Source organism: uncultured Azonexus sp. (assembly GCF_937982035.1).
Lineage (GTDB): Bacteria > Pseudomonadota > Gammaproteobacteria > Burkholderiales > Rhodocyclaceae > Azonexus.
In genome coordinates, this window is record NZ_CALJNI010000008.1 from 143103 (window position 1) to 161718 (window position 18616).

Annotated in this window: 17 protein-coding genes and 1 riboswitch; of the genes, 12 read left to right on the plus strand and 5 right to left on the minus strand. The window is 66.6% G+C overall.

Annotated elements, in window-relative coordinates; genetic code table 11:
• The first annotated feature begins 20 nt into the window (after positions 1–20).
• The 7 genes from polA (at position 21) to Q0799_RS06680 (ending at position 9007) form a co-directional block, all read left to right on the plus strand.
• A complete protein-coding gene (gene polA / locus Q0799_RS06650) occupies positions 21–2720 on the plus strand; it encodes a DNA polymerase I (RefSeq protein WP_298396021.1) in 2700 nt (899 codons plus the stop codon).
• 85 nt (positions 2721–2805) lie between these two features.
• A complete protein-coding gene (locus Q0799_RS06655; protein ID WP_298396024.1) occupies positions 2806–3405 on the plus strand; it encodes a thermostable hemolysin in 600 nt (199 codons plus the stop codon).
• Complete coding sequence (locus tag Q0799_RS06660; protein ID WP_298396027.1) at positions 3398–5521, plus strand: AMP-binding protein; 2124 nt, start codon at positions 3398–3400, stop codon at positions 5519–5521. Before Q0799_RS06655 ends, Q0799_RS06660 begins: the two co-directional genes overlap by 8 nt.
• Positions 5512–6297 carry an SDR family oxidoreductase gene (locus Q0799_RS06665; RefSeq protein ID WP_298396029.1) on the plus strand — a complete coding sequence of 262 codons (786 nt, stop codon included), beginning with the start codon at positions 5512–5514 and terminating at the stop codon, positions 6295–6297. The genes Q0799_RS06660 and Q0799_RS06665 overlap by 10 nt, the downstream gene beginning before the upstream one ends.
• Positions 6298–6329: 32 nt before the next feature.
• Entirely contained in the window at positions 6330–6971 is a 642-nt protein-coding gene (locus Q0799_RS06670) for a TRAP transporter TatT component family protein (RefSeq protein ID WP_298396032.1), read from the plus strand.
• Positions 6972–7634, plus strand: coding sequence for a response regulator transcription factor (locus Q0799_RS06675; RefSeq protein ID WP_298396035.1), 663 nt, complete (start codon positions 6972–6974; stop codon positions 7632–7634). It abuts the gene before it with no gap.
• Positions 7631–9007: an ATP-binding protein gene (locus Q0799_RS06680; protein WP_298396038.1), complete on the plus strand. Its 1377-nt coding sequence runs from the start codon at positions 7631–7633 to the stop codon at positions 9005–9007. The genes Q0799_RS06675 and Q0799_RS06680 overlap by 4 nt, the downstream gene beginning before the upstream one ends.
• Here the strand turns inward: Q0799_RS06680 and Q0799_RS06685 are convergent.
• Positions 8973–9914, minus strand: coding sequence for an SdiA-regulated domain-containing protein (locus Q0799_RS06685; protein ID WP_298396041.1), 942 nt, complete (start codon positions 9912–9914; stop codon positions 8973–8975). The genes Q0799_RS06680 and Q0799_RS06685 overlap by 35 nt on opposite strands.
• A gap of 120 nt (positions 9915–10034) precedes the next feature.
• On the opposite strand from Q0799_RS06685, the gene Q0799_RS06690 reads away from it, so the two are divergent.
• From Q0799_RS06690 to Q0799_RS06705, 4 genes are all read left to right on the plus strand, one after another.
• A complete protein-coding gene (locus tag Q0799_RS06690; protein ID WP_298396044.1) occupies positions 10035–10745 on the plus strand; it encodes a PepSY domain-containing protein in 711 nt (236 codons plus the stop codon).
• Positions 10742–11413: a response regulator transcription factor gene (locus Q0799_RS06695; RefSeq protein ID WP_298396046.1), complete on the plus strand. Its 672-nt coding sequence runs from the start codon at positions 10742–10744 to the stop codon at positions 11411–11413. Before Q0799_RS06690 ends, Q0799_RS06695 begins: the two co-directional genes overlap by 4 nt.
• Entirely contained in the window at positions 11403–12722 is a 1320-nt protein-coding gene (locus Q0799_RS06700) for a sensor histidine kinase (RefSeq protein ID WP_298396049.1), read from the plus strand. The genes Q0799_RS06695 and Q0799_RS06700 overlap by 11 nt, the downstream gene beginning before the upstream one ends.
• 70 nt (positions 12723–12792) lie before the next feature.
• Positions 12793–14778, plus strand: a complete 1986-nt coding sequence (locus tag Q0799_RS06705) for an LTA synthase family protein (RefSeq protein WP_298396052.1) — start codon at positions 12793–12795, stop codon at positions 14776–14778.
• On the opposite strand, the gene cobC is transcribed toward Q0799_RS06705, so the two are convergent.
• The 3 genes from cobC to cobT are packed head-to-tail and all read right to left on the minus strand — an operon-like array spanning position 14757 to position 17085.
• Positions 14757–15290: an alpha-ribazole phosphatase family protein gene (cobC, locus tag Q0799_RS06710; protein ID WP_298396055.1), complete on the minus strand. Its 534-nt coding sequence runs from the start codon at positions 15288–15290 to the stop codon at positions 14757–14759. The two genes, Q0799_RS06705 and cobC, sit on opposite strands and share 22 nt — an antisense overlap.
• Positions 15278–16039, minus strand: a complete 762-nt coding sequence (locus tag Q0799_RS06715; RefSeq protein ID WP_298396058.1) for an adenosylcobinamide-GDP ribazoletransferase — start codon at positions 16037–16039, stop codon at positions 15278–15280. The genes cobC and Q0799_RS06715 overlap by 13 nt, the downstream gene beginning before the upstream one ends.
• Positions 16040–16041: 2 nt before the next feature.
• Positions 16042–17085: a nicotinate-nucleotide--dimethylbenzimidazole phosphoribosyltransferase gene (cobT, locus tag Q0799_RS06720; RefSeq protein WP_298396061.1), complete on the minus strand. Its 1044-nt coding sequence runs from the start codon at positions 17083–17085 to the stop codon at positions 16042–16044.
• Between the two features lie 73 nt (positions 17086–17158).
• Positions 17159–17373, minus strand: a riboswitch (cobalamin riboswitch).
• On the opposite strand from cobT, the gene cobU reads away from it, so the two are divergent.
• Positions 17347–17901 (plus strand): bifunctional adenosylcobinamide kinase/adenosylcobinamide-phosphate guanylyltransferase, encoded by a 555-nt coding sequence (gene cobU, locus Q0799_RS06725; RefSeq protein ID WP_298396064.1) that lies wholly within the window; start codon positions 17347–17349, stop codon positions 17899–17901. It overlaps the preceding riboswitch by 27 nt.
• On the opposite strand, the gene Q0799_RS06730 is transcribed toward cobU, so the two are convergent.
• Positions 17902–18573 carry a class I SAM-dependent methyltransferase gene (locus tag Q0799_RS06730; RefSeq protein ID WP_298396067.1) on the minus strand — a complete coding sequence of 224 codons (672 nt, stop codon included), beginning with the start codon at positions 18571–18573 and terminating at the stop codon, positions 17902–17904.
• Between the last annotated feature and the right edge of the window lie 43 nt (positions 18574–18616).

Consider the following 18616-nt stretch of genomic DNA (forward strand, 5'->3'; position numbering starts at 1 on the left):
TTTCGCTCTCGGTCATTGCCATGCCTCTCTTGTTGTTGGTGGACGGTTCGTCCTATCTGTACCGCGCCTATCACGCCCTGCCCGACCTGCGGAATCCGGCCGGCGAGCCGACTGGCGCGCTGTACGGGGTTTTGAACATGCTACGTCGTCTGGAAAGCGACCACAAGGCGGACTACAAGGCCGTCGTCTTCGACGCCAAGGGCAAGACCTTCCGCGACGACTGGTATCCCGAGTACAAGGCACATCGTCCGCCGATGCCCGACGACCTGCGCGCCCAGATCGAGCCGATCCACGCCGCCATCGCCGCCGCCGGCTGGCCGGTGCTGTGCATCGACGGCGTCGAAGCCGACGACGTGATCGGCACGCTGGCGACGAAAGCTGCCGCCGACGGCATCGACACGCTGATTTCCACCGGCGACAAGGACCTGACCCAACTGGTCGGTCCGCATGTCCGCTGGTACAACACGATGAGCGAGGAAATGCTCGACACGACCGGCGTCGAAGCCAAGTTCGGCGTCCCGCCCTCGCTGATCGTCGATTACCTGGCGCTGGTCGGCGACACTGTCGACGGCGTTCCCGGCGTCGCCAAATGCGGACCGAAGACCGCCGTCAAATGGCTGACGCAATACGGCTCGCTCGACGCCATCGTCGCCAACGCCGACAAGATCAGCGGCGTGGTCGGCCAGAACCTGCGCGACCACCTCGACTTCCTGCCGCTCGGCAAGAAGCTCGTCACCGTCGTCTGCGACCTGCCCGATTTGCCGGCGCCGACGGCGTTGACCGCCACGGCGCGCGACCGCGACACGCTGCGCGAGTTGTACACGCGCTACAACTTCCGCACCTGGACGCGCGAACTCGACAACGATGCGCCGTCGGCCAGCGAAGAAACCGCCGCGCCGCCGGCCGCACCGAGCGAGGTCCGCTACGAAACCGTGTTCACCTGGGAACAGTTCGAGCACTGGCTGCAAAAGATCGAAACCGCCTCGTTGACCGCGCTCGACACCGAAACCACCAGCCTCGACAGCTTCGCCGCGCGCATCGTCGGCATCTCGCTGTCGGTGACGCCCGGCGAGGCCTGCTACATCCCGCTCGCCCACAACGGCCCCGGCGTCGCCGAGCAGTTGCCGCGCGACGAGGTGCTGGCGAAACTGAAGCCCTGGCTGGAAAACGCCGACCGCCGGAAAGTGCTGCAGAACGCCAAGTACGACCAGCACGTCTTCGCCAACCACGGCATCGCGCTGGCCGGCATCGCCCACGACACGATGCTGCAGAGCTACGTGATCGAATCCGACAAGGGCCACGACCTCGGCCAACTGTGCAGCCGCCACCTCGGCCTTGCCACGATCGCCTACGAAGACCTGTGCGGCAAGGGCGCCAAGCAGATCGGCTTCGACCAGGTCGATATCGAACGCGCCGCCACCTATGCCGCCGAGGACGCCGACGTCACGCTGCGCGTTCATGACGTGCTGCACCCGCAGTTCGGCAAGGCGCCGGGCCTCTCCCGCATCTACCACGAGATCGAACTGCCGGCCCGCCAGGTCATCTGGCAGATGGAGCGCACCGGCATCCTGATCGACGGCGACACGCTCGCCCGCCAGAGCCACGAGATCGGCCAGAAGATCATGGCGCTGGAAGCACAGGCCTATGAGCTCGCCGGCCAGCCGTTCAACCTGGCTTCGCCCAAGCAACTGGGCGAAATCCTATTCGGCAAGCTCGGCCTGCCGGTGAAGAAGAAAACCGCCTCCGGCGGCGCCTCCACCGACGAGGAAGTGCTCTCCGAACTGGCGCTCGACTACCCGCTGCCCAAGCTGCTGCTCGAACACCGCAGCCTGTCGAAACTGAAGGGCACCTACACCGACAAGCTGCCGCGCATGATCAACCCGGACACCGGCAGAGTACATACGCACTTCTCGCAGGCCTCGGTGGTCACCGGCCGGCTCGCGTCCAGCGAACCCAACTTGCAGAACATCCCGGTGCGCACCGACGAAGGGCGAAAAATCCGCACCGCCTTCATCGCCCCCGCAGGCAGCAGCATCGTCTCGGCCGACTATTCGCAGATCGAACTGCGCATCATGGCCCACCTCTCCGGCGACGCCCGCCTGCTCGACGCCTTCGCCCACGGCGAGGACGTGCACCGCGCCACCGCCGCCGAGATCTTCGGCGTCACGCCGCTGGAAGTCGGCCCCGATCAACGGCGCGTCGCCAAGAGCATCAACTTCGGCCTGATCTACGGCATGAGCGCCTTCGGCCTGGCCCGCCAGCTCGGTCTGGAGCGCAGCGCCGCGCAGACCTACATCGACCGCTACTTCGCCCGTTACCCCGGCGTCGCCCGCTACATGGAAGAAGCGCGGGCGACGGTGCGCGAGCACGGCTACGTCGAAACCGTCTTCGGTCGCCGCCTGTGGCTGCCGGAAATCCGTTCGAGCAACGGCAACCGCCGCCAGGCGGCGGAGCGCGCGGCGATCAACGCGCCGATGCAGGGCACCGCAGCCGACCTGATCAAGCTCGCCATGATCGCCGTCCAGGGCTGGCTGGAACAGACCGCCCGCCAGTCGAAACTGGTCCTGCAGGTACACGACGAACTGGTGCTGGAAGTGCCGGACGCCGAGCTGATGGAAATCCGCACGCAGCTACCGCGCCTGATGACCCAGGTGGCGCAGCTGAAGGTACCGCTGGTGGTCGAAGTCGGCATCGGGCCGAACTGGGAAGCCGCCCACTGAGAATCACAATAAAAGGAAAGGCTTAAGTTTCCTTTAATTTGGCAGTCGCATCCTTGGTGCCATATCGTGCTCCAAGGAGGCCAAGATGGCTGCCATCCAGAAGATTCTCCAGACCCGCCGGCCGCTGCCGACGGTTCGCCACACCGTCGTCGGCGCGCCGCAACGGATGGCGGCGGAAAGCTTCATCGCCGACATCTTCCGCCGCCACTACGGCGCTGAGGTCCGCAGCTTCGCCCCCAACCTGATGCTGCTCGAAGACGCCGGCCGCATCGCCGCGGCTGCCGGCTGGCGCTGCGCCGGCGAGGACCGCCTGTTCCTCGAAACCTACCTCGACGAACCGATCGAAGCCGCCGTCGCCCGCCTCGCCGGCCAGCCGGTGCGGCGCGAGGCGATCGTCGAAGTCGGCAACCTCGCCGCCGACCGCCCCGGCGGCAGCGTCGATGTCATCCTTAACCTGGCCCGCCACCTCGACCGGCTCGGCTACGAATGGGTCGCCTTCACCGCTACCAGCGAGTTGATCGGCATCTTCCGCCGCCTCGGGCTGCCGCCGCTGGCTCTGGCGCCGGCCGACCCGGACCGTCTCGGCGCCGATGCCGCCGACTGGGGCAGCTACTACGACAGCCGGCCGATTGTCGTCGCCGGCCGCATCGCCCTGGCACTGGAAATGGTGAAGCGCCATGGCTGATTTTTCCTGGCAAGCCGAACTCGCTGCCCGCCCGGCCGATGCCCCGCTGCTGCGCGACAGCCAGCGCAGCTGGAATGCCGGCGAGATCGTCGCCGAACTGCTCAACCTGCGCGAACGCCTGGCCGGCAGCCGCGTCGTCGGCGTCCTCGCCGACAACAGCCCGGCCTGGATCATCGCCGACCTCGCCTGCCAGGACGGCGGCCGCGTGCATCTGCCATTGCCCGCCTTCTTCCACGGCGAACAACTGCGCAATGCACTCGAACAGGCCAGCGCCGATACCGTGCTCACCGACCAGCCGGAACGCATCGGCGCCCTCGACCTCGGGTTCGCCATCACCGGCCGCTGGCAGGGGCTGACCTGGATGCGCCGAGTGGTCGAACCGGTCGCGCTGCCGCCGGGCACCGCCAAGATTTCCTTCACCTCGGGCAGCACCGGCGCCCCCAAAGGCGTCTGCCTGAGCCGCGACGGTCTGCTCGACACCGCCCGTGCGGTGCACGAGCGCCTCGCCGACCTGCCGCTCGAACGCCATCTGGCCGTCCTGCCGCTGGCCCTGCTGCTGGAAAACGTCGCCGGCGTCTACGCGCCGCTGCTGCGCGGCATGCCGGTGCATCTGCCGCCGCTGGCCGAACTCGGCTGGGCCGGTAGGCAGGGTTTCGACCCGGCCGCGCTCGACCGCAAGGTCAGGGAAACCGGCGCCGGCAGCGTGATCCTGGTGCCCGAACTGCTCAAGGCCTGGGCGACTTACCTCGGTTTCACGCGCAACCAGCCGTCGGCCACGCTGCGCTTCGTTGCCGTCGGCGGCGCCCGCGTCGCCCCGGAGTTGCTGGCCGGTGCGCGCGCCCTCGGCATTCCCGCCTACCAGGGCTACGGCCTGACCGAAGGCGGCTCGGTGCTGGCGATCAACCGCCCCGGCGACGACGCCAACGGCGTCGGCCGCCCGCTCGGCCACGCCCGACTGGCCATCGAGGACGGCGAACTGACCGTGCGCACCCGCGCCTTCCTCGGCTACACCGGGCAGACCGCAAGCACCGACGATGCCTTCCCGACCGGCGACCTCGCCAGCTTCGACGCCAACGGTCACCTGCACCTGCAGGGCCGGCGCAAGAACCTGCTGATCACCTCGTTCGGCCGCAACGTCTCGCCCGAGTGGGTCGAGGCGGCGCTGCTCGCCCAGCCGCAGATCGTCCAGGCGATCGTCACCGGCGACGGTCAGCCGGCGCTCACCGCCATCGTCGTGCCGCTGCCCGGCATCCCGGATGGCGCACTCGGCGAGGCCATCGCCCGCGCCAACGCCGGCCTGCCGGATTACGCGCGGATCGCCCACTTCATCGCCAGCCCCGCCTTCACCCCGGGCAACGGGCTGGCCACCGGCAACGGCCGGCCACGCCGGCAAGCCGTCATCGACCATCACCGTGCCGCCCTGGCGGCTCTTCATTCCTCCAAGGAGTCCCCGATGTCCTTCTACGACACGCTCAAGTTCGAAACCGCAAACGACCGTGCCTACCTGCTCTCCGCACCGATCATCAGCGAATGCCTGCAAGGCCGCGCCAGCCTCGACAGCTATCTCGCCTTCCTGACCCAGGCCTACCACCACGTGCGCCACACGACGCCGCTGCTGATGACCCTGGGCGGCCGCCTGCCCGAGCGCCTGGCGTGGATGCGCGCCGGCGTCGCCGAGTACATCGAGGAGGAAATCGGCCACGAGGAATGGATCCTCAACGACATCGCCGCCGCCGGTGGCGACGCCGACGCAGTGCGCAACAGTCGCCCCGACCTGCCGGCCGAACTGATGGTCGCCTACGCCTACGACCTGATCAACCGCGGCAACCCGGCCGGTTTCTTCGGCATGGTCTTCGTCCTCGAAGGCACCAGCGTCGACCTCGCGCTGAACGCCGCCGACCGCATCCAGGCGGCGCTGGGCCTGCCCGACGCGGCCTTCTCCTACCTGCGCTCGCACGGCACCCTCGACCAGGAACACACGCAACACCTGGCCAACATCCTCGACCTGATGACGCCGGAAGATCAGGCCGACGTGCTGCACGCCGCCAAGGTCTTCTTCAAGCTCTACGGCGACATTTTCCACGCCCTGCCGGTCGAGGTCGCAGCATGCAACTGAAAGGCGCCCGCATCGTCCTCACCGGCGCCAACGGCGGCCTCGGCCGGGTGCTCGCGCGCGAACTGGCGAACGCCGGTGCCGCCCTGCTGCTGACCGGCCGCGACCCGGCGGCGCTGGCTCGCATCGACCTGCCGGCCGGTTGCGACTACCAGTTGCTGCAAGCCGACCTGACGCACGGCGGCGGCATCGAGAGCACGGTCCAGGCCGCCCGCAGCTTCGGCGCCAACATCCTGATCAACAACGCCGGCGTCGCCAGCTTCGGCCTGCTCGCCGAGCAGGACTGGAACGACGTCGAACGCATCCTGGCGACCAACCTCGGCGCACCGATCCGCCTGACCCAGGCCCTGCTGCCCTGGCTGACGCAGCAACCGGAGGCGGCGGTGGTCAATATCGGCTCGACCTTCGGCAGCGTGCCCTTCGCCGGCTTCACCGCCTACTCGGCGGCGAAGGCCGGGCTGCGCGGCTTTTCCCAGGCCCTGCGGCGCGAACTTGCCGACAGCCGGGTGCGCGTCATCCACGTCGCGCCGCGCGCCATCGACACGCCAATCAATCCGCCGGCGGTGCGCGCGCTGAACCGTGCCCTGGGCAGCGCCACCGACAGCCCGGAACAAGTCGCCCGGCACATCGTCGCCATGCTCGCCAACGATGTCGCCGAAGGCCACATCGGCTTCCCGGAGCGCTTTTTCGCCTGGCTCAACGGTTTCGCGCCCGGTCTCGTCGACCGGGGCATCCGCGGCAAGCTCGCCATCATCAGACAACACGCCACCAAGGCGTGAATCACACCCAGACTCACACCCAAGGAGCCATCATGTCCCGCTTGAAATCCCTGTTTTTCGCCCTCGGCGTCGGTTTTTCGACGCTGCTCCAGGCCGCCCCCGACGACCTGATCCGCCCGATCCAGGACCGTTGGGCAGAAATCAAGTACCGCCAGCCGGAAGACCGGCAAGCCGACCTCTATCGCGAACTCGCCGTCCAGGCCAGGCAGGTCGCCAAGGCCAATCCGAATCTTGCCGCCGCACTGATCTGGGAAGCCATCGTCGTCTCCAGCGAAGCCGGTGTCCGTGGCGGCCTCGGCGGCCTGTCGCTGGCCAAGGAAGCCAGGGCCTTGCTTGAAGAGAGCCTGAAGCTCGACGAGAAATCGCTCAACGGTTCCGCCTACACCAGCCTGGCCACGCTCTACGCCAAGGTGCCGCGCTGGCCGCTCGGCTTCGGCGACAAGGAGAAGGCCGAAGCACTGTTCCGGAAATCGCTGGCCGTCAATCCGGACGGGATTGACCCGAATTTCTTTTACGGCGAGTATCTGATCGATCAGGATCGCGTTACCGAAGGCCGCCGCTACCTGGAAAAGGCCCTCGTCGCGCCAGCCCGTCCGGGACGCGAACTGGCCGACCAGGGCCGACGCCAGGAAGCACGTGCCCTACTCGCAAAAACAGCCGGGGATGTACGCTAATTGAGACTTTTGCTGGTTGAAGACGACGCGCTGCTCGGCGACGGCATCCGCGCCGGCTTGATGCTTGCGGCCTACGCGGTCGACTGGGTGCAGGACGGCAAGATGGCGCTGCTGGCACTGGCCGACCACAGCTACGATGCCTGCGTCCTCGACCTCGGCCTGCCCGGCAAGGACGGCCTGACCGTGCTGCGCGAGATGCGCTCGCGCGGCGACCAGACGCCGGTACTGCTGCTGACCGCCCGCGACACGCCGGAAGACAAGATCACCGGACTCGACCACGGCGCCGACGATTACCTGACCAAGCCCTTCGACTTGGGCGAGCTGCAGGCGCGCATCCGCGCCCTGCTTCGCCGTGCTGGCGGCAAGGCCCAGCCGTTGCTCGAACATCGCGGCGTCAGCCTGGATCCGGCCAGCAAGCGGGTCAGCTTCAACGGCCAGGAAGTCCCGCTATCTGCCCGCGAATACGCACTGCTCCACGCACTGATCAGCCAACCCGGTCACATCAGGAGCCGCAGCCAGCTGGAAGAAAGCCTCTATGCCTGGGGCGACGAAACCGGCAGCAATACCGTCGAGGTCTACATTCACCACCTGCGCAAGAAATTCGGCGCCGACTTCATCAGGACGGTGCGCGGTCTCGGTTACCAACTGGCCGACGACGCATGACATCGACGATTTCGCACGACCGCATCCATTCGCTGCGCTGGCGCCTGCTCGCCGCGATCGGCGCAGTCGTCATGACGACCTGGCTGCTGACCGGCTGGTTCAGCTACACCAAGGCCCAGCACGAAGCCGAGGAACTGATGGACGGCAGCCTGGCGCAAACCGCCCGCATGCTGCTGGCGATCATCCACGACAACGAGGACGACCTGATCGAACTCGCCGGCCGCCTGGCCACCGTCCGCGGGGCCGAGGACATTTACGAGCCACCGCTGGAATTCCAGATCGGACGCGGCGACGGCAGCATCCTCGCGCGCTCGCCGGATGCGCCGGAGCTGCCGATCCTCGGCGTTGCAGGCTACAGCGACATCATCCGCCACGATGAATCCTGGCGCTTGCTCAATGCGGTTTCCGACGACGGCCTGTATCGCGTTCAGGTCGCCCAGTCCATCAACCTGCGCGACCGGGCGGCGCTGGAAGTCGCCATCCAGACCCTGTTGCCGCTGGTATTGATCGTGCCGGTCCTGATCCTGTTCATCTACCTGTCGATCAAGCGCGCCCTGCGACCGCTGGAGCGCCTGGCCGGCGAAGTCAGCGCGCGTACCCCGGACAATCTGGCCGCACTGCCCGAGCAACGCATTCCGACCGAGGCCCAGCCGCTGGTCAAGGCCATCAACCGGCTGTTCGTGCGCGTCGGCCGGACACTCGACAACGAACGCCGGTTCACCGCCGACGCCGCGCATGAACTGCGCACCCCGCTGGCCGCGCTCAAGGTCCAGGCCCAGGTCGCGCTGCTCAGCGGCGACACGCCGGCACGCGAGCGCGCACTGCAGCAGATCGGGCTCGGGGTGGACCGCGCCGGGCACCTGATCGACCAGTTGTTGCGCCTGGCCCGCCTGGACCCGCTGAACGCCCCGCCGGAAAATCAGGCCATCGATCCCAGGCGGCTGATCGACGACTGCGTTGCCGCCATCGCTCAGGCCCTGCCGGGATCGACGCGGATACATGTCGAACTGCCCGAGACGCCACGGGCGATCATGGGTGATGCCAGCCTGCTGGACATCGCGCTGAGAAACCTGCTCGATAACGCGCTGCGTTACACCCCGTCCGACAGCACCATCCGGATTTCGCTCCGACAATCGGGAACATCCAGCCACCTGCAGGTCAGCGACAACGGCCCCGGCGTCCCGGCCAGCGCCCTCGAGCGACTGGGCGAACGTTTCTTCCGCGCCGGACAGGCAGCCGGCAACGGCAACGGCCTCGGCCTGGCCATCGTCGCCCGCATCGCCGAATTGCACGGCGCCCGCCTGGCGGCCGAAAATCTTCCCGGCGGCGGTTTTTCCGTCACCCTCCAGAACCTGCGGAATACGGACGGGTAAAGCGATAAAACAGGTTAGGCTCGCTGACGACGTAAAGGCGTCCCTGGTCGTCCATGGCCATGCCTTCGGCCTGGGGAACGGTCGCCTGCAGACCGTGACGGCCGCCGCGCAAGCTCAGACGGCTCACCGGGCGCCCTTGGCGATCGAGTTCGACGATCTGGCGCGACTCGTCGGACAGCGCCAGCAGGTGCCCGCTGGCGGCGTCGAAATGCAGTGACGACAGGTCCTTGAGCGGCAGCGCATCGTCGCGCATGGGATCGTCGGCGACGCGCAAGCCCGTTGACGCACCGGACAGCGCCGGGAATCCTTCGACCTCGAATATCTTTCGCGGATCGCGCTCCTTGGCGACGAACAGCCGGCCTTGCCGATGATCGTAAGCCAGCCCCTCGAAACCCTTGTTGCCGTTGCGGCCGATGCCGATGGCCAGTTCCGGGATGCCGGAGAAATCCAGGCGGCTGGTCTGCGCGTCGATGCGCACCGCAAACAGGGCCTGCTTGCGTTCGTCGGCAACGACATAAAGGGACGGCGCAAGATATTCGATGGCTTCCGGATCCTCCAGGCCAGCAACGGGAATCCGCCGCAGCACCCGGCCGTCCAGATTCAGTTCGAGAATTTCCGGATGACTATTGGTAATCGCGAACAGGGTCCGACGGTCGGGATCGAAGGTCAGCCCGGACAAGTTGGCCAGGTCGGCGGCAACCGGCAGGGCATCGATGTCGACCTGGAAATCCGGCAGCCACACTGCCGCCTCGCGCAGTTGCGCCGAAGCGAAGTTCTGCTGCCAGAAAAGCTGCCAGCCCGGCAACAGCGTTCGGCCAGCCCAGAACATCAAGGCCAGCAAGAGCGCTGCCCCTGCCAGCAGCAAGCGTTGGCGCACGGGAAACAAGACTTGATCCGCCAGGTGCATTGACACTCCGTAATCCGTAAAGAACTTTGACGAAGCGGATTCTGGGCAAGGCCGCTTAAACGTATCCTGACGCTACAATTCATGAACCGTTTAAGATCATCCTGCCAGCATGACGTCCCCATGCGTTCTCATCTCCTTGCCCTGTTCCTGATCACCCTGCTGCCACCAACCCTGGCCGCTGAAGAGCAATACGTGATCCGTCGTGCCGTCGAGGCCGGCGAATTGCAACCGCTGTCCGACATCCTGAGCAATATCCAAGCCCGCCACGCCGGCAAGGTGCTTGATGTCGATTTGGAAAGGGACCGCAGTGGGCGCCGGGTATACGAAATCACCCTGCTCAAGCCGAACGGTCAACGCGCCAAGCTCTATGTCGACGCGGTCAATGGCCAGGAAGTCCTGGTTGACGACAATTCGTTCAAACCCCGGATCAACTTGTCGCAGGCTTTACGCAAGCTGCTGGCACGCTATCCAGGCAACATCCTCGAACTGGAACTCAAACCCGGTGCGGCGCAGCGGATGATTTATGAAATCCAGGTCATACAACACGACGGCCGCCTACGCGAACTGGTCATCGACGCCAACAGCGGGGAATTGCTCAGCGACAGCGGGCACCGCCAGGAAGTGCTCAAGCGCCTGCGTCCGCTGCCGGAATTGCTCGACCGCCTGCCCGCCCGATATCGCGGCGTGATCCGGGAGATCGAACTGGAATACGACCAGGATGGCCGTTACTTCTACGAAATCGAAGTGAGCCTGCCCGACGGCCGGGTTTACGAACTGGATATCGACGCCATCACCGGTGCCGTGCTCAACGGCGAGGAGGTCGAGCGTTGAGGGTTCTGGTCGTCGAGGACGACGCCCAACTCGCCCGGAGCATCGCCGACAGTCTGGCGCAGGCGGGCATGATTGCGGAGATCGTCGGCGACGGCGAGCAGGCTGGCTTCCTCGGTTGCACCGAGGATTACGACGCAGCCATCCTCGATCTCGGCCTACCCGGACAGGATGGCATTTCGGTCCTGCGACACTGGCGGGAAAGCGGCCGCCACCTGCCGGTCCTGATCCTCACCGCACGCGGCCGCTGGAGCGACAAGCTGGCCGGTTTCGACGCCGGCGCCGACGACTACCTGACCAAGCCCTTCCTGCACGAGGAAGTTGTCCTGCGCCTGCGCGCCCTGCATCGCCGGGCGCTGGGCCACAGCGTGCCCCATATCGAAGCGGGTCCCCTGCACTACGATACCAACAGTGACCGGTTTACCCTGAACGGCGCACCGCTGGTGCTGACCGCCCAGGAACAGCGCATCCTCGCCTACCTGATCCAGCGCAAGGGACGGGTGGTGACGCGCAGCGAGATCAGCGAACATGTTTACGCCCGCGACCTTGACCCCGACTCGAACACCGTCGACGTCCTGATCGGCCGCATCCGCCGCAAGCTCGGCCTGCCGCTGATCCATACCGAACGCGGCCGCGGCTTCTGCCTCAGGGAAGCCGGCGATGGCGACTGAGCAACGCTGGCAAGCCGGGCTGGCGCTACGCCTGTTCGCGCTCGGCGCCCTCGCCGCACTGCTGATTACCGCCGTCGGCGGCAGCCTGTTGCGGCAAAGCGTTCAGGCCAGCTTGCTCAATAGCCACCAGCAGCGCCTCGAGGAAAAACTGGAACGGATCCAGGCCGGCTTTTTCCGGTCCGCCGATGAAACGGCAATCCGCTGGGTCGGCAGGAGCAACGATGAGTTCGGACGCATTTTCTCCGGCTGGTACTGGCAGCTGGAATACGCCGACGCGCTGCTGGCGTCGCGCTCGCTCTGGGACAGCACACTCGACACGGCCAGGACAAGCGGCATCGACGGCTCGACGCTGCTCGGCTTGCCAGGGCCCCAGGCACAGCAACTGATCGGCATCCGCCAGACGATCGAGATTGACGGATTGACCGCCGTCCTGCACCTGTACGGCCCGGCCGGGGAGATCACGACGGCACTCGACCAGTTGGATCGAACCCTGTTCATCACTCAGATGGCATTGCTCGCCGGGCTCCTGATCAGCAGTGCGGTGCAGGTGCATCTTGGCCTGCGCCCCTTGCATCGCCTGCGCGAACGTCTCGGCCTGGTCAGTCAGGGCCGCAGCGACAACGTCGGCGATGGCTACGGACCCGAGCTCGACCCCCTGGCCAGGGAGCTGGATACCGTTCTCGCCCGCAATGCGCGCATCGTCGAAAGAGCCCGCGGGCACGCTGCCGACCTCAGCCACGCCCTGAAAAAACCGCTGACGCTGCTGCACGCGGAAAGCACGATCCAGGACCACCCCATGCTCCGGCAACAAGTCAATCACATGACCCAGCTGATCGACCGCCATCTGGCCCGCGCCGGCAGCGGCGCCGGTGCCATCCGGGCGATTGCCGTCGGCGAGCGCGTCAGCAGCCTGCTGGCCCTGATGCAGCGTCTGCATGCGGGTCGCCAGTTGACCTGGCAGGCAACGATCCCGCCCGAGCTTCACTGGCGCGGCGAAGCCACCGACTTCGAGGAAATGCTGGGCAACCTGCTGGACAACGCCGGCAAATGGGCGACCAGCACGGTCTGCATCCGTGCCGGCATCGATGCCGGCAATCTGGTGGTCGATATCGACGATGACGGCCCAGGCATGTCGCCGACCCAGTTGCTCGCCTGCATGAGACGCGGCCAGCGATTCGACGAGAGCGTCGAGGGCAGCGGCCTCGGCCTGGTCATCGCCCGGGACATCGCCGAAACCTACGGCGGTGAAATCAAGTTGAGTGCATCCGGACGCGGCGGACTGCACGTCTGCCTGAAACTGCCGGCCTGAATCTTCCCGTTTAAGTTCCGTTTAATCGACTTGCGCCAGACTTCGGGTCTGTTCATTTGCCGAAGTCCGCATGCGCTCCAGTTCTTCCGTTTTCCAACGTATCGATCCCTGCGGCCCCTACGCCGGAATCGCCATGCTTTTCCTGCTCGGCCTGCCCATGCTCACGCTGTCGCGCAGCGCGCTGATGCTGTGGCAATCGGAACGCGTCGCTGCCACCGGCATCTGGCCGACCATGCTGCTGCAGGGCATCCGTGTCGACATCATCCAGCTTTCGCTGCTCGCCCTGCCGCTGCTGCTGCTTGCACCATTGCTCGCCGGCAAGCGCCTGTGGCCGGCATGGCGCCGCTTGAACGTCGCCTGGATCACGCTCGCAATCGCCGCCCTGACCTTGCTGGAAATCGCCTCGCCGGCCTTCATCAGCGAATACGACAGCCGGCCGAACCGGCTGTTCGTCGAATACCTGAAGTATCCCAACGAAGTTGTCGCCATGCTGTGGAACGGCTTTCGCCTGCACCTGGTCGGCGGACTGCTGGTCACCGGCCTCGCCGGCTGGATCGCCTGGCGGGTGATGCGCAACTGGCAGCAACGGGAAGCCCCCTGGTCGGGATGGAAACTCTGGCTGACCTGGCCGATCCTGTTCCTGATTTGTGCACTGGCCATCCGCTCCAGCCTCCAGCACCGCCCGGCCAACCCGGCGATGTTCGCACTGACCGCCGACCCGATGGTCAATACGCTGATCCTCAATTCCGCCTGGTCGGTCACGCACGCGATCTACGGCATGCAGCATGAAGCCAATTCCAGCGACATCTACGGCAAGATGGAACCCGCCGACATCCTTGCCGAATTCCGTCAGGCCCGCGCCAGCTTCGGCAGCCCGCATCCGCTGCTCGACGATGCGGAGATTCCGACCCTGGTTGACCAGAAGGCGACGGTGCGCCGGGCCAAGCCGCTGAATCTGGTGATCATCCTCGAGGAAAGCCTGGGCGCGACCTTCGTCGAATCGCTGGGCGGCGTGCCGGTGACGCCCAACCTGGAAAAACTCAAGCACGAAGGCTGGTGGTTCGAGCAGCTCTACGCCACCGGCACGCGCTCGATCCGCGGCATCGAGGCGGTCACCACCGGCTTCCTGCCGACGCCGGCGCAGGCTGTGGTCAAGCTGTCGCTGGCCCAGCGCAACTTTGCCACGCTGGCCGGAATTCTCGGCCAGCACGGCTACGAATCCGAATTCATCTACGGCGGCGAAGCGCATTTCGACAACATGCGCAGTTTCTTCACCGGTAATGGTTTTTCGTTGATCACCGAGCAGAAGGACTATAAGAACCCGAAATTCGTCGCCAGCTGGGGCGTTTCCGACGAAGACCTGTTCGACAAGACGCACGAGCGCTTGCAGGCCAAGCACACCGAGGGGCAACCCAGTTTCACGCTGGTATTCACCTCGACCAATCACGCCCCCTTCGAGTTTCCGGACGGCCGCATCGAACTGCACGAGCAGCCCAAGCAGACCGAAAACAACGCCGTCAAATACACCGACCACGCACTCGGCGAATTCATCGCCAAGGCCAAGGCCAGCAGCTACTGGCAGGACACGATCTTCGTCGTCGTCGCCGACCACGACATCCGTGTGCGCGGCGACAGCATGGTACCGGTCGAGCGCTTTCACATCCCCGGCCTGATCCTCGGCGCCGACATCCAGCCCAAGCGGGTGAAAACGGTCGCCAGCCAGATCGACCTGGCACCAACGCTGCTCTCGCTGATTGGCGTCGATGCCAAACACCCGATGCCCGGCCGCGACCTGACCCGCGAAGCCGACAACCTGCCGGGTCGCGCGATGATGCAGTACGAACAGAACTATGGCTGGATGGAAGGCAACCAGGTCGTCGTCCTGCGCCCGGAAAAGGAACCCGCCTTCGCCCACTACGACCGCCAGACGAAGCGCCTGAGCGCCGCCGAGGCCCCGCCCACCGACGGCGAGGCACTCGCCAGACGGGCATTGGCGCACGCGCTGCTGCCGGCCTGGCTATACCGCGAGCAGCGCTACCGGCTGCCCGAAGAATAATCGAGCCGGGTCAGGCTGCCATACTCCGGCGCCGGCCGATTCAGGGCCGCCGCCAGCGTCTCGCCGGCCGCCGCCACGAGCAGCGCACGGATCACGCCAGCGTGGGTGACCAGCAGATGCGCTCCGGCCGGTAGTTCGTCGACGAAGGCAAGCACGCGCTGCTGCAACCGACGCGGCGACTCGCCGCCGGGCGGCGCGTAGCCGTCGATGTCGGCAGCCCAGGCATCGAGTTCGGCACGCGCGATGTCGTCCCACGAACGACCTTCCCAGGCACCGAAATCCAGTTCCATCAGCCGCGCGTCGAGGCGCGGTGCCGGCTGCAGGACTTCAGCCAACGTCCGGCAGCGTTGCAACGGACTGCTCCACACCGGCAATTCGGGTGGCAGTTCGCGACGCAGGCGCTCGGCGACAGGCACCGAATCTTCGGCCGCGACGTCGAGTTGACCGTAACAGACGCCGGGCGCGATCAAGGGTCGCGGGTGGCGCACCAGGTACAGCGTCAGCGCGGCCATTGCGCGAGCAGCCCCAGGTAGAAGGCGATTTCGGCAAGCTGCTGGGTGGCGCCCAGGCAGTCGCCGGTATAACCGCCCAGCCAGCGGCGGAACTTGGCCGCCAGCCAGGCCGTGGCCAGCAGCGCCAGCACAAGCCCTACCACTGCCTGTTGCCAGGGCAGCCAGAGTAGCGGCGCCAGCGCGAATGCCAAGGCGAACAGCAATGCCCCCGGCGCCAGCCGCTGGGCCAGCGGCCTGGCCTTGGACTGCGCGTCGTCGCGCGCGTAGTCCAAGGTTGCCAGCAGCAGTGTCGCACAGCCGCGCGACCCGGCATGCCCGGCGAGCAGCGCCGCCGGCACCAGTGCCGGATCGAGCGCCGCCAGCAAGACGAACTTGCCGGTCAGCCCCAGCCATAACGCGACAACGCCGTAACTGCCGACCCGCGAATCCTTCATGATCGCCAGGATGCGCGTCTTGTCCCAGCCGCCGCCGAGACCGTCGGCGGTATCGGACAGGCCGTCCTCGTGGAAGGCGCCGGTAGCGTAAAGCGTTGCCGCCATCGCCAGCAGCACGGCGACCGGCTGCGGCCAGAACTGCAGCGCGGCCAGGCAGACCAGCGCGGCAATGCCGCCGACGACCAGGCCGACCGCCGGAAACCAGCGCGCCGAATGGTTCAGTGCTTCAGCCGAATGGCCGACCCAGGCCGGCACCGGCAGCCGCGTGAAGAAACGCACGGCGCCGAGGAAGTAGTCGAGCTCGCGGCGCAGCATGGCTAACCGGCGACGCCGGCCGACTCGAAGCTGGCCATTTCGTTGAGGAAGGCGACCGCCGCCTGGACCAGCGGAAAAGCCAGCGCGGCGCCGGTGCCCTCACCCAGGCGCAGGCCCAGATCAAGCAGCGGCTCTGCCTGCAACGCCTGCAACTGCGCGCGGTGGCCGGGCTCGGCCGAACGGTGGCAGAAGACGCAGTAGTCGAGCAAGGCCGGTTCGAGGCGCGCGGCGACCAACGCCGCGGAACCGACGATGAAACCGTCGATGAGCAGCACCATCTTCGCTTCCGCCGCCGCCAGCATGGCGCCGACCATGGTCGCGATCTCGAAACCGCCGAACTCGGCGAGCACGGCAAAGGCGTCGTCGGCCCCGCCGGCGTTGCGGTAGCGGGTCAGCGCCTGCTCCAGCAGCGCCTGCTTGCGCGCCAGCCCGGCGTCGTCGAGACCGGTGCCGCGACCGACGCAATCGGCCAGAGGCACGCCGGTCAGGCAGTGGGTGATCAAGGACGCCGAGGCGGTGTTGCCGATGCCCATCTCGCCGAATCCGACCACCTTGCAGCCGGCTGCCGCCAGGCCGAAGACCACGCCGGCGCCCTGCTCGATGGCCTGCGCGCACTGCGCCGCCGTCATCGCCGGGGATTCCAGGTAATTGGCCGTGCCCGGCGCCACCTTGAGATCGATCAGGCCTTCACGCGGACCGCCGAAATCATGGGCGACTCCGGCATCGACCACCGACAGGCCGAGACCGTTCTGGCGCGCGAAGACGTTGATTGCCGCGCCGCCGGCGAGGAAGTTCTCGACCATCTGCCAGGTCACATCCTGCGGATAGGCCGAGACGCCGGCCTTGGCCGCGCCGTGATCGCCGGCGAAGACCAGCATCTGCGGCCGGTCGAGCGACGGCGTCAGCGTCTGCTGGATCAGGCCGATGCGCACCGCCAACGCCTCCAGCTGGCCGAGCGAGCCGGGCGGCTTGGTCTTGCGGTCGACCTTGTGCTTGAGCGAATTTTCCATGCCCCGGTCCGGGGCGGTGATTGCGAACGAATGCATCCGATTCTCCAAAAGCGAAAGGGCCTCGCGACGACGTTTGGCCAACGCAGTCGCGAAGCCCTTGTCCACAGGCTTCAAAATGAAGATGTCCGACAGGTCTTCTGGCTTCCGGATCGTCCGATCCGCTGCGCCTTCCCGGCAGGTCTGTTTCCCTGCGTAGTGGCATCGTGCAGCGGCCGTCCCCGGTTACAGCGGCGGGCCCGCCCCGGAATAGAGTTGTCTCGCACCGGGTTCCGTTTTGTCGAACGCGCTGATTATACAATGGCGGCCATGAATGAACTGATCCTCGGCGGCGCCCGTTCGGGCAAGAGCCGCCATGCCGAGCAACGCGCTCTCGAATCCGGCCAGCGGGTCGTCTATGTCGCCACCGCCGAATCGCGCGACGGCGAGATGGCGCGCCGCATCGCCCACCACCGCGAACGCCGCCCGGCCGACTGGGGCTGCGTCGAGGAGCCGCTGCACCTGGCCGCGCGCCTGCGCGAACTGGCGGCGCCCGACACCTGCATCCTGGTCGATTGCCTGACGCTGTGGCTGTCCAACCTGCTTTTCGCCGGCCGCGCTGCCGCCCAGGCCGACGCCGGCGAGGCCGTCGACTGCCCGCTGTTCGCCGGCGAGACAGCGGCACTGATCGAAACGCTGCCGCAACTGCCCGGGCGGATCATCCTGGTCTCCAACGAGGTCGGCTGGGGCATCGTGCCGATGCACCCGGTCTCGCGCCTGTTCGCCGACGAACAGGGCCGGCTCAACCAGCACGTCGCCGCAGTCTGCGATCAGGTGACGCTGGTCGCCGCCGGCCTGCCGCTGACGCTGAAGTAGTCAGGCGCGCTTGCGCAGCGTATAGACCCGCCACATCGCATAGCCGGGCAGAAAATCCCTGTAGCCGACGATGTCGAAGCCGGCCGTGGCAAACTCGGCCTCAATGACCCGGCGCGGCACGACGAAGCGGTTGTTGTTAACCGGCCGCCTTGCCTCCAGCCGGGCCCGCCGCCAAGCCTTGAAATTGCCATCCGCCCACAGCGAAAGCACGACGGTTTGACGGGAAACCCGGTAAAACTCGCGCAACATCGCCAGCCGATGCGCCGGCTCAGCGATATGATGCAGCAGACGCATGCTGAACACGCAATCCACGGCATCGCCGGCTAGATCGATGGCGAAGGCCGAAGTCTGGAAGGCCTCGACGCGGCCAACGATCTCCGGGGCCTGCGTGGCGCGGGCCACGTCAATCATGTCGGCCGAGTTATCGGCAGCGAGAATGCGGCGATCCTGCCTTTCCGACAGCATCGGCCAAAAACGCCCTGCGCCGCAAGGCAGATCAAGGACGCTCGCCGGATCGCCGGCCATCGCCAACGCCGCCCGCGCGATCTGTTGCTCGCGCCAGTCGGAAAGACGACGCATCAGCCCGGACCGATGCTTGTAAAAATAGTGCTGCGCGTGCTCGCGGTCATACTTGCGTGAAAACTCGAGTTCGATTGGTGCTTTCCCTGCCATGGCCTACTTCCTCCTTTAGGAAGCCCTATTGTCGGCGGTACTG

Coding starts and splice junctions, on each gene's coding strand:
- Q0799_RS06685 (WP_298396041.1), bottom strand. CDS start 9,914: ATGCACCTGGCGGATCAAGTCTTGTTTCCCGTGCGCCAACGCTTGCTG.
- Q0799_RS06690 (WP_298396044.1), top strand. CDS start 10,035: ATGCGTTCTCATCTCCTTGCCCTGTTCCTGATCACCCTGCTGCCACCA.
- cobU (WP_298396064.1), top strand. CDS start 17,347: ATGGCGGCCATGAATGAACTGATCCTCGGCGGCGCCCGTTCGGGCAAG.
- cobC (WP_298396055.1), bottom strand. CDS start 15,290: ATGGCCGCGCTGACGCTGTACCTGGTGCGCCACCCGCGACCCTTGATC.
- Q0799_RS06660 (WP_298396027.1), top strand. CDS start 3,398: ATGGCTGATTTTTCCTGGCAAGCCGAACTCGCTGCCCGCCCGGCCGAT.
- polA (WP_298396021.1), top strand. CDS start 21: ATGCCTCTCTTGTTGTTGGTGGACGGTTCGTCCTATCTGTACCGCGCC.
- Q0799_RS06715 (WP_298396058.1), bottom strand. CDS start 16,039: ATGCTGCGCCGCGAGCTCGACTACTTCCTCGGCGCCGTGCGTTTCTTC.
- Q0799_RS06670 (WP_298396032.1), top strand. CDS start 6,330: ATGTCCCGCTTGAAATCCCTGTTTTTCGCCCTCGGCGTCGGTTTTTCG.
- Q0799_RS06730 (WP_298396067.1), bottom strand. CDS start 18,573: ATGGCAGGGAAAGCACCAATCGAACTCGAGTTTTCACGCAAGTATGAC.
- Q0799_RS06700 (WP_298396049.1), top strand. CDS start 11,403: ATGGCGACTGAGCAACGCTGGCAAGCCGGGCTGGCGCTACGCCTGTTC.
- Q0799_RS06680 (WP_298396038.1), top strand. CDS start 7,631: ATGACATCGACGATTTCGCACGACCGCATCCATTCGCTGCGCTGGCGC.
- Q0799_RS06655 (WP_298396024.1), top strand. CDS start 2,806: ATGGCTGCCATCCAGAAGATTCTCCAGACCCGCCGGCCGCTGCCGACG.
- cobT (WP_298396061.1), bottom strand. CDS start 17,085: ATGCATTCGTTCGCAATCACCGCCCCGGACCGGGGCATGGAAAATTCG.
- Q0799_RS06705 (WP_298396052.1), top strand. CDS start 12,793: ATGCGCTCCAGTTCTTCCGTTTTCCAACGTATCGATCCCTGCGGCCCC.
- Q0799_RS06665 (WP_298396029.1), top strand. CDS start 5,512: ATGCAACTGAAAGGCGCCCGCATCGTCCTCACCGGCGCCAACGGCGGC.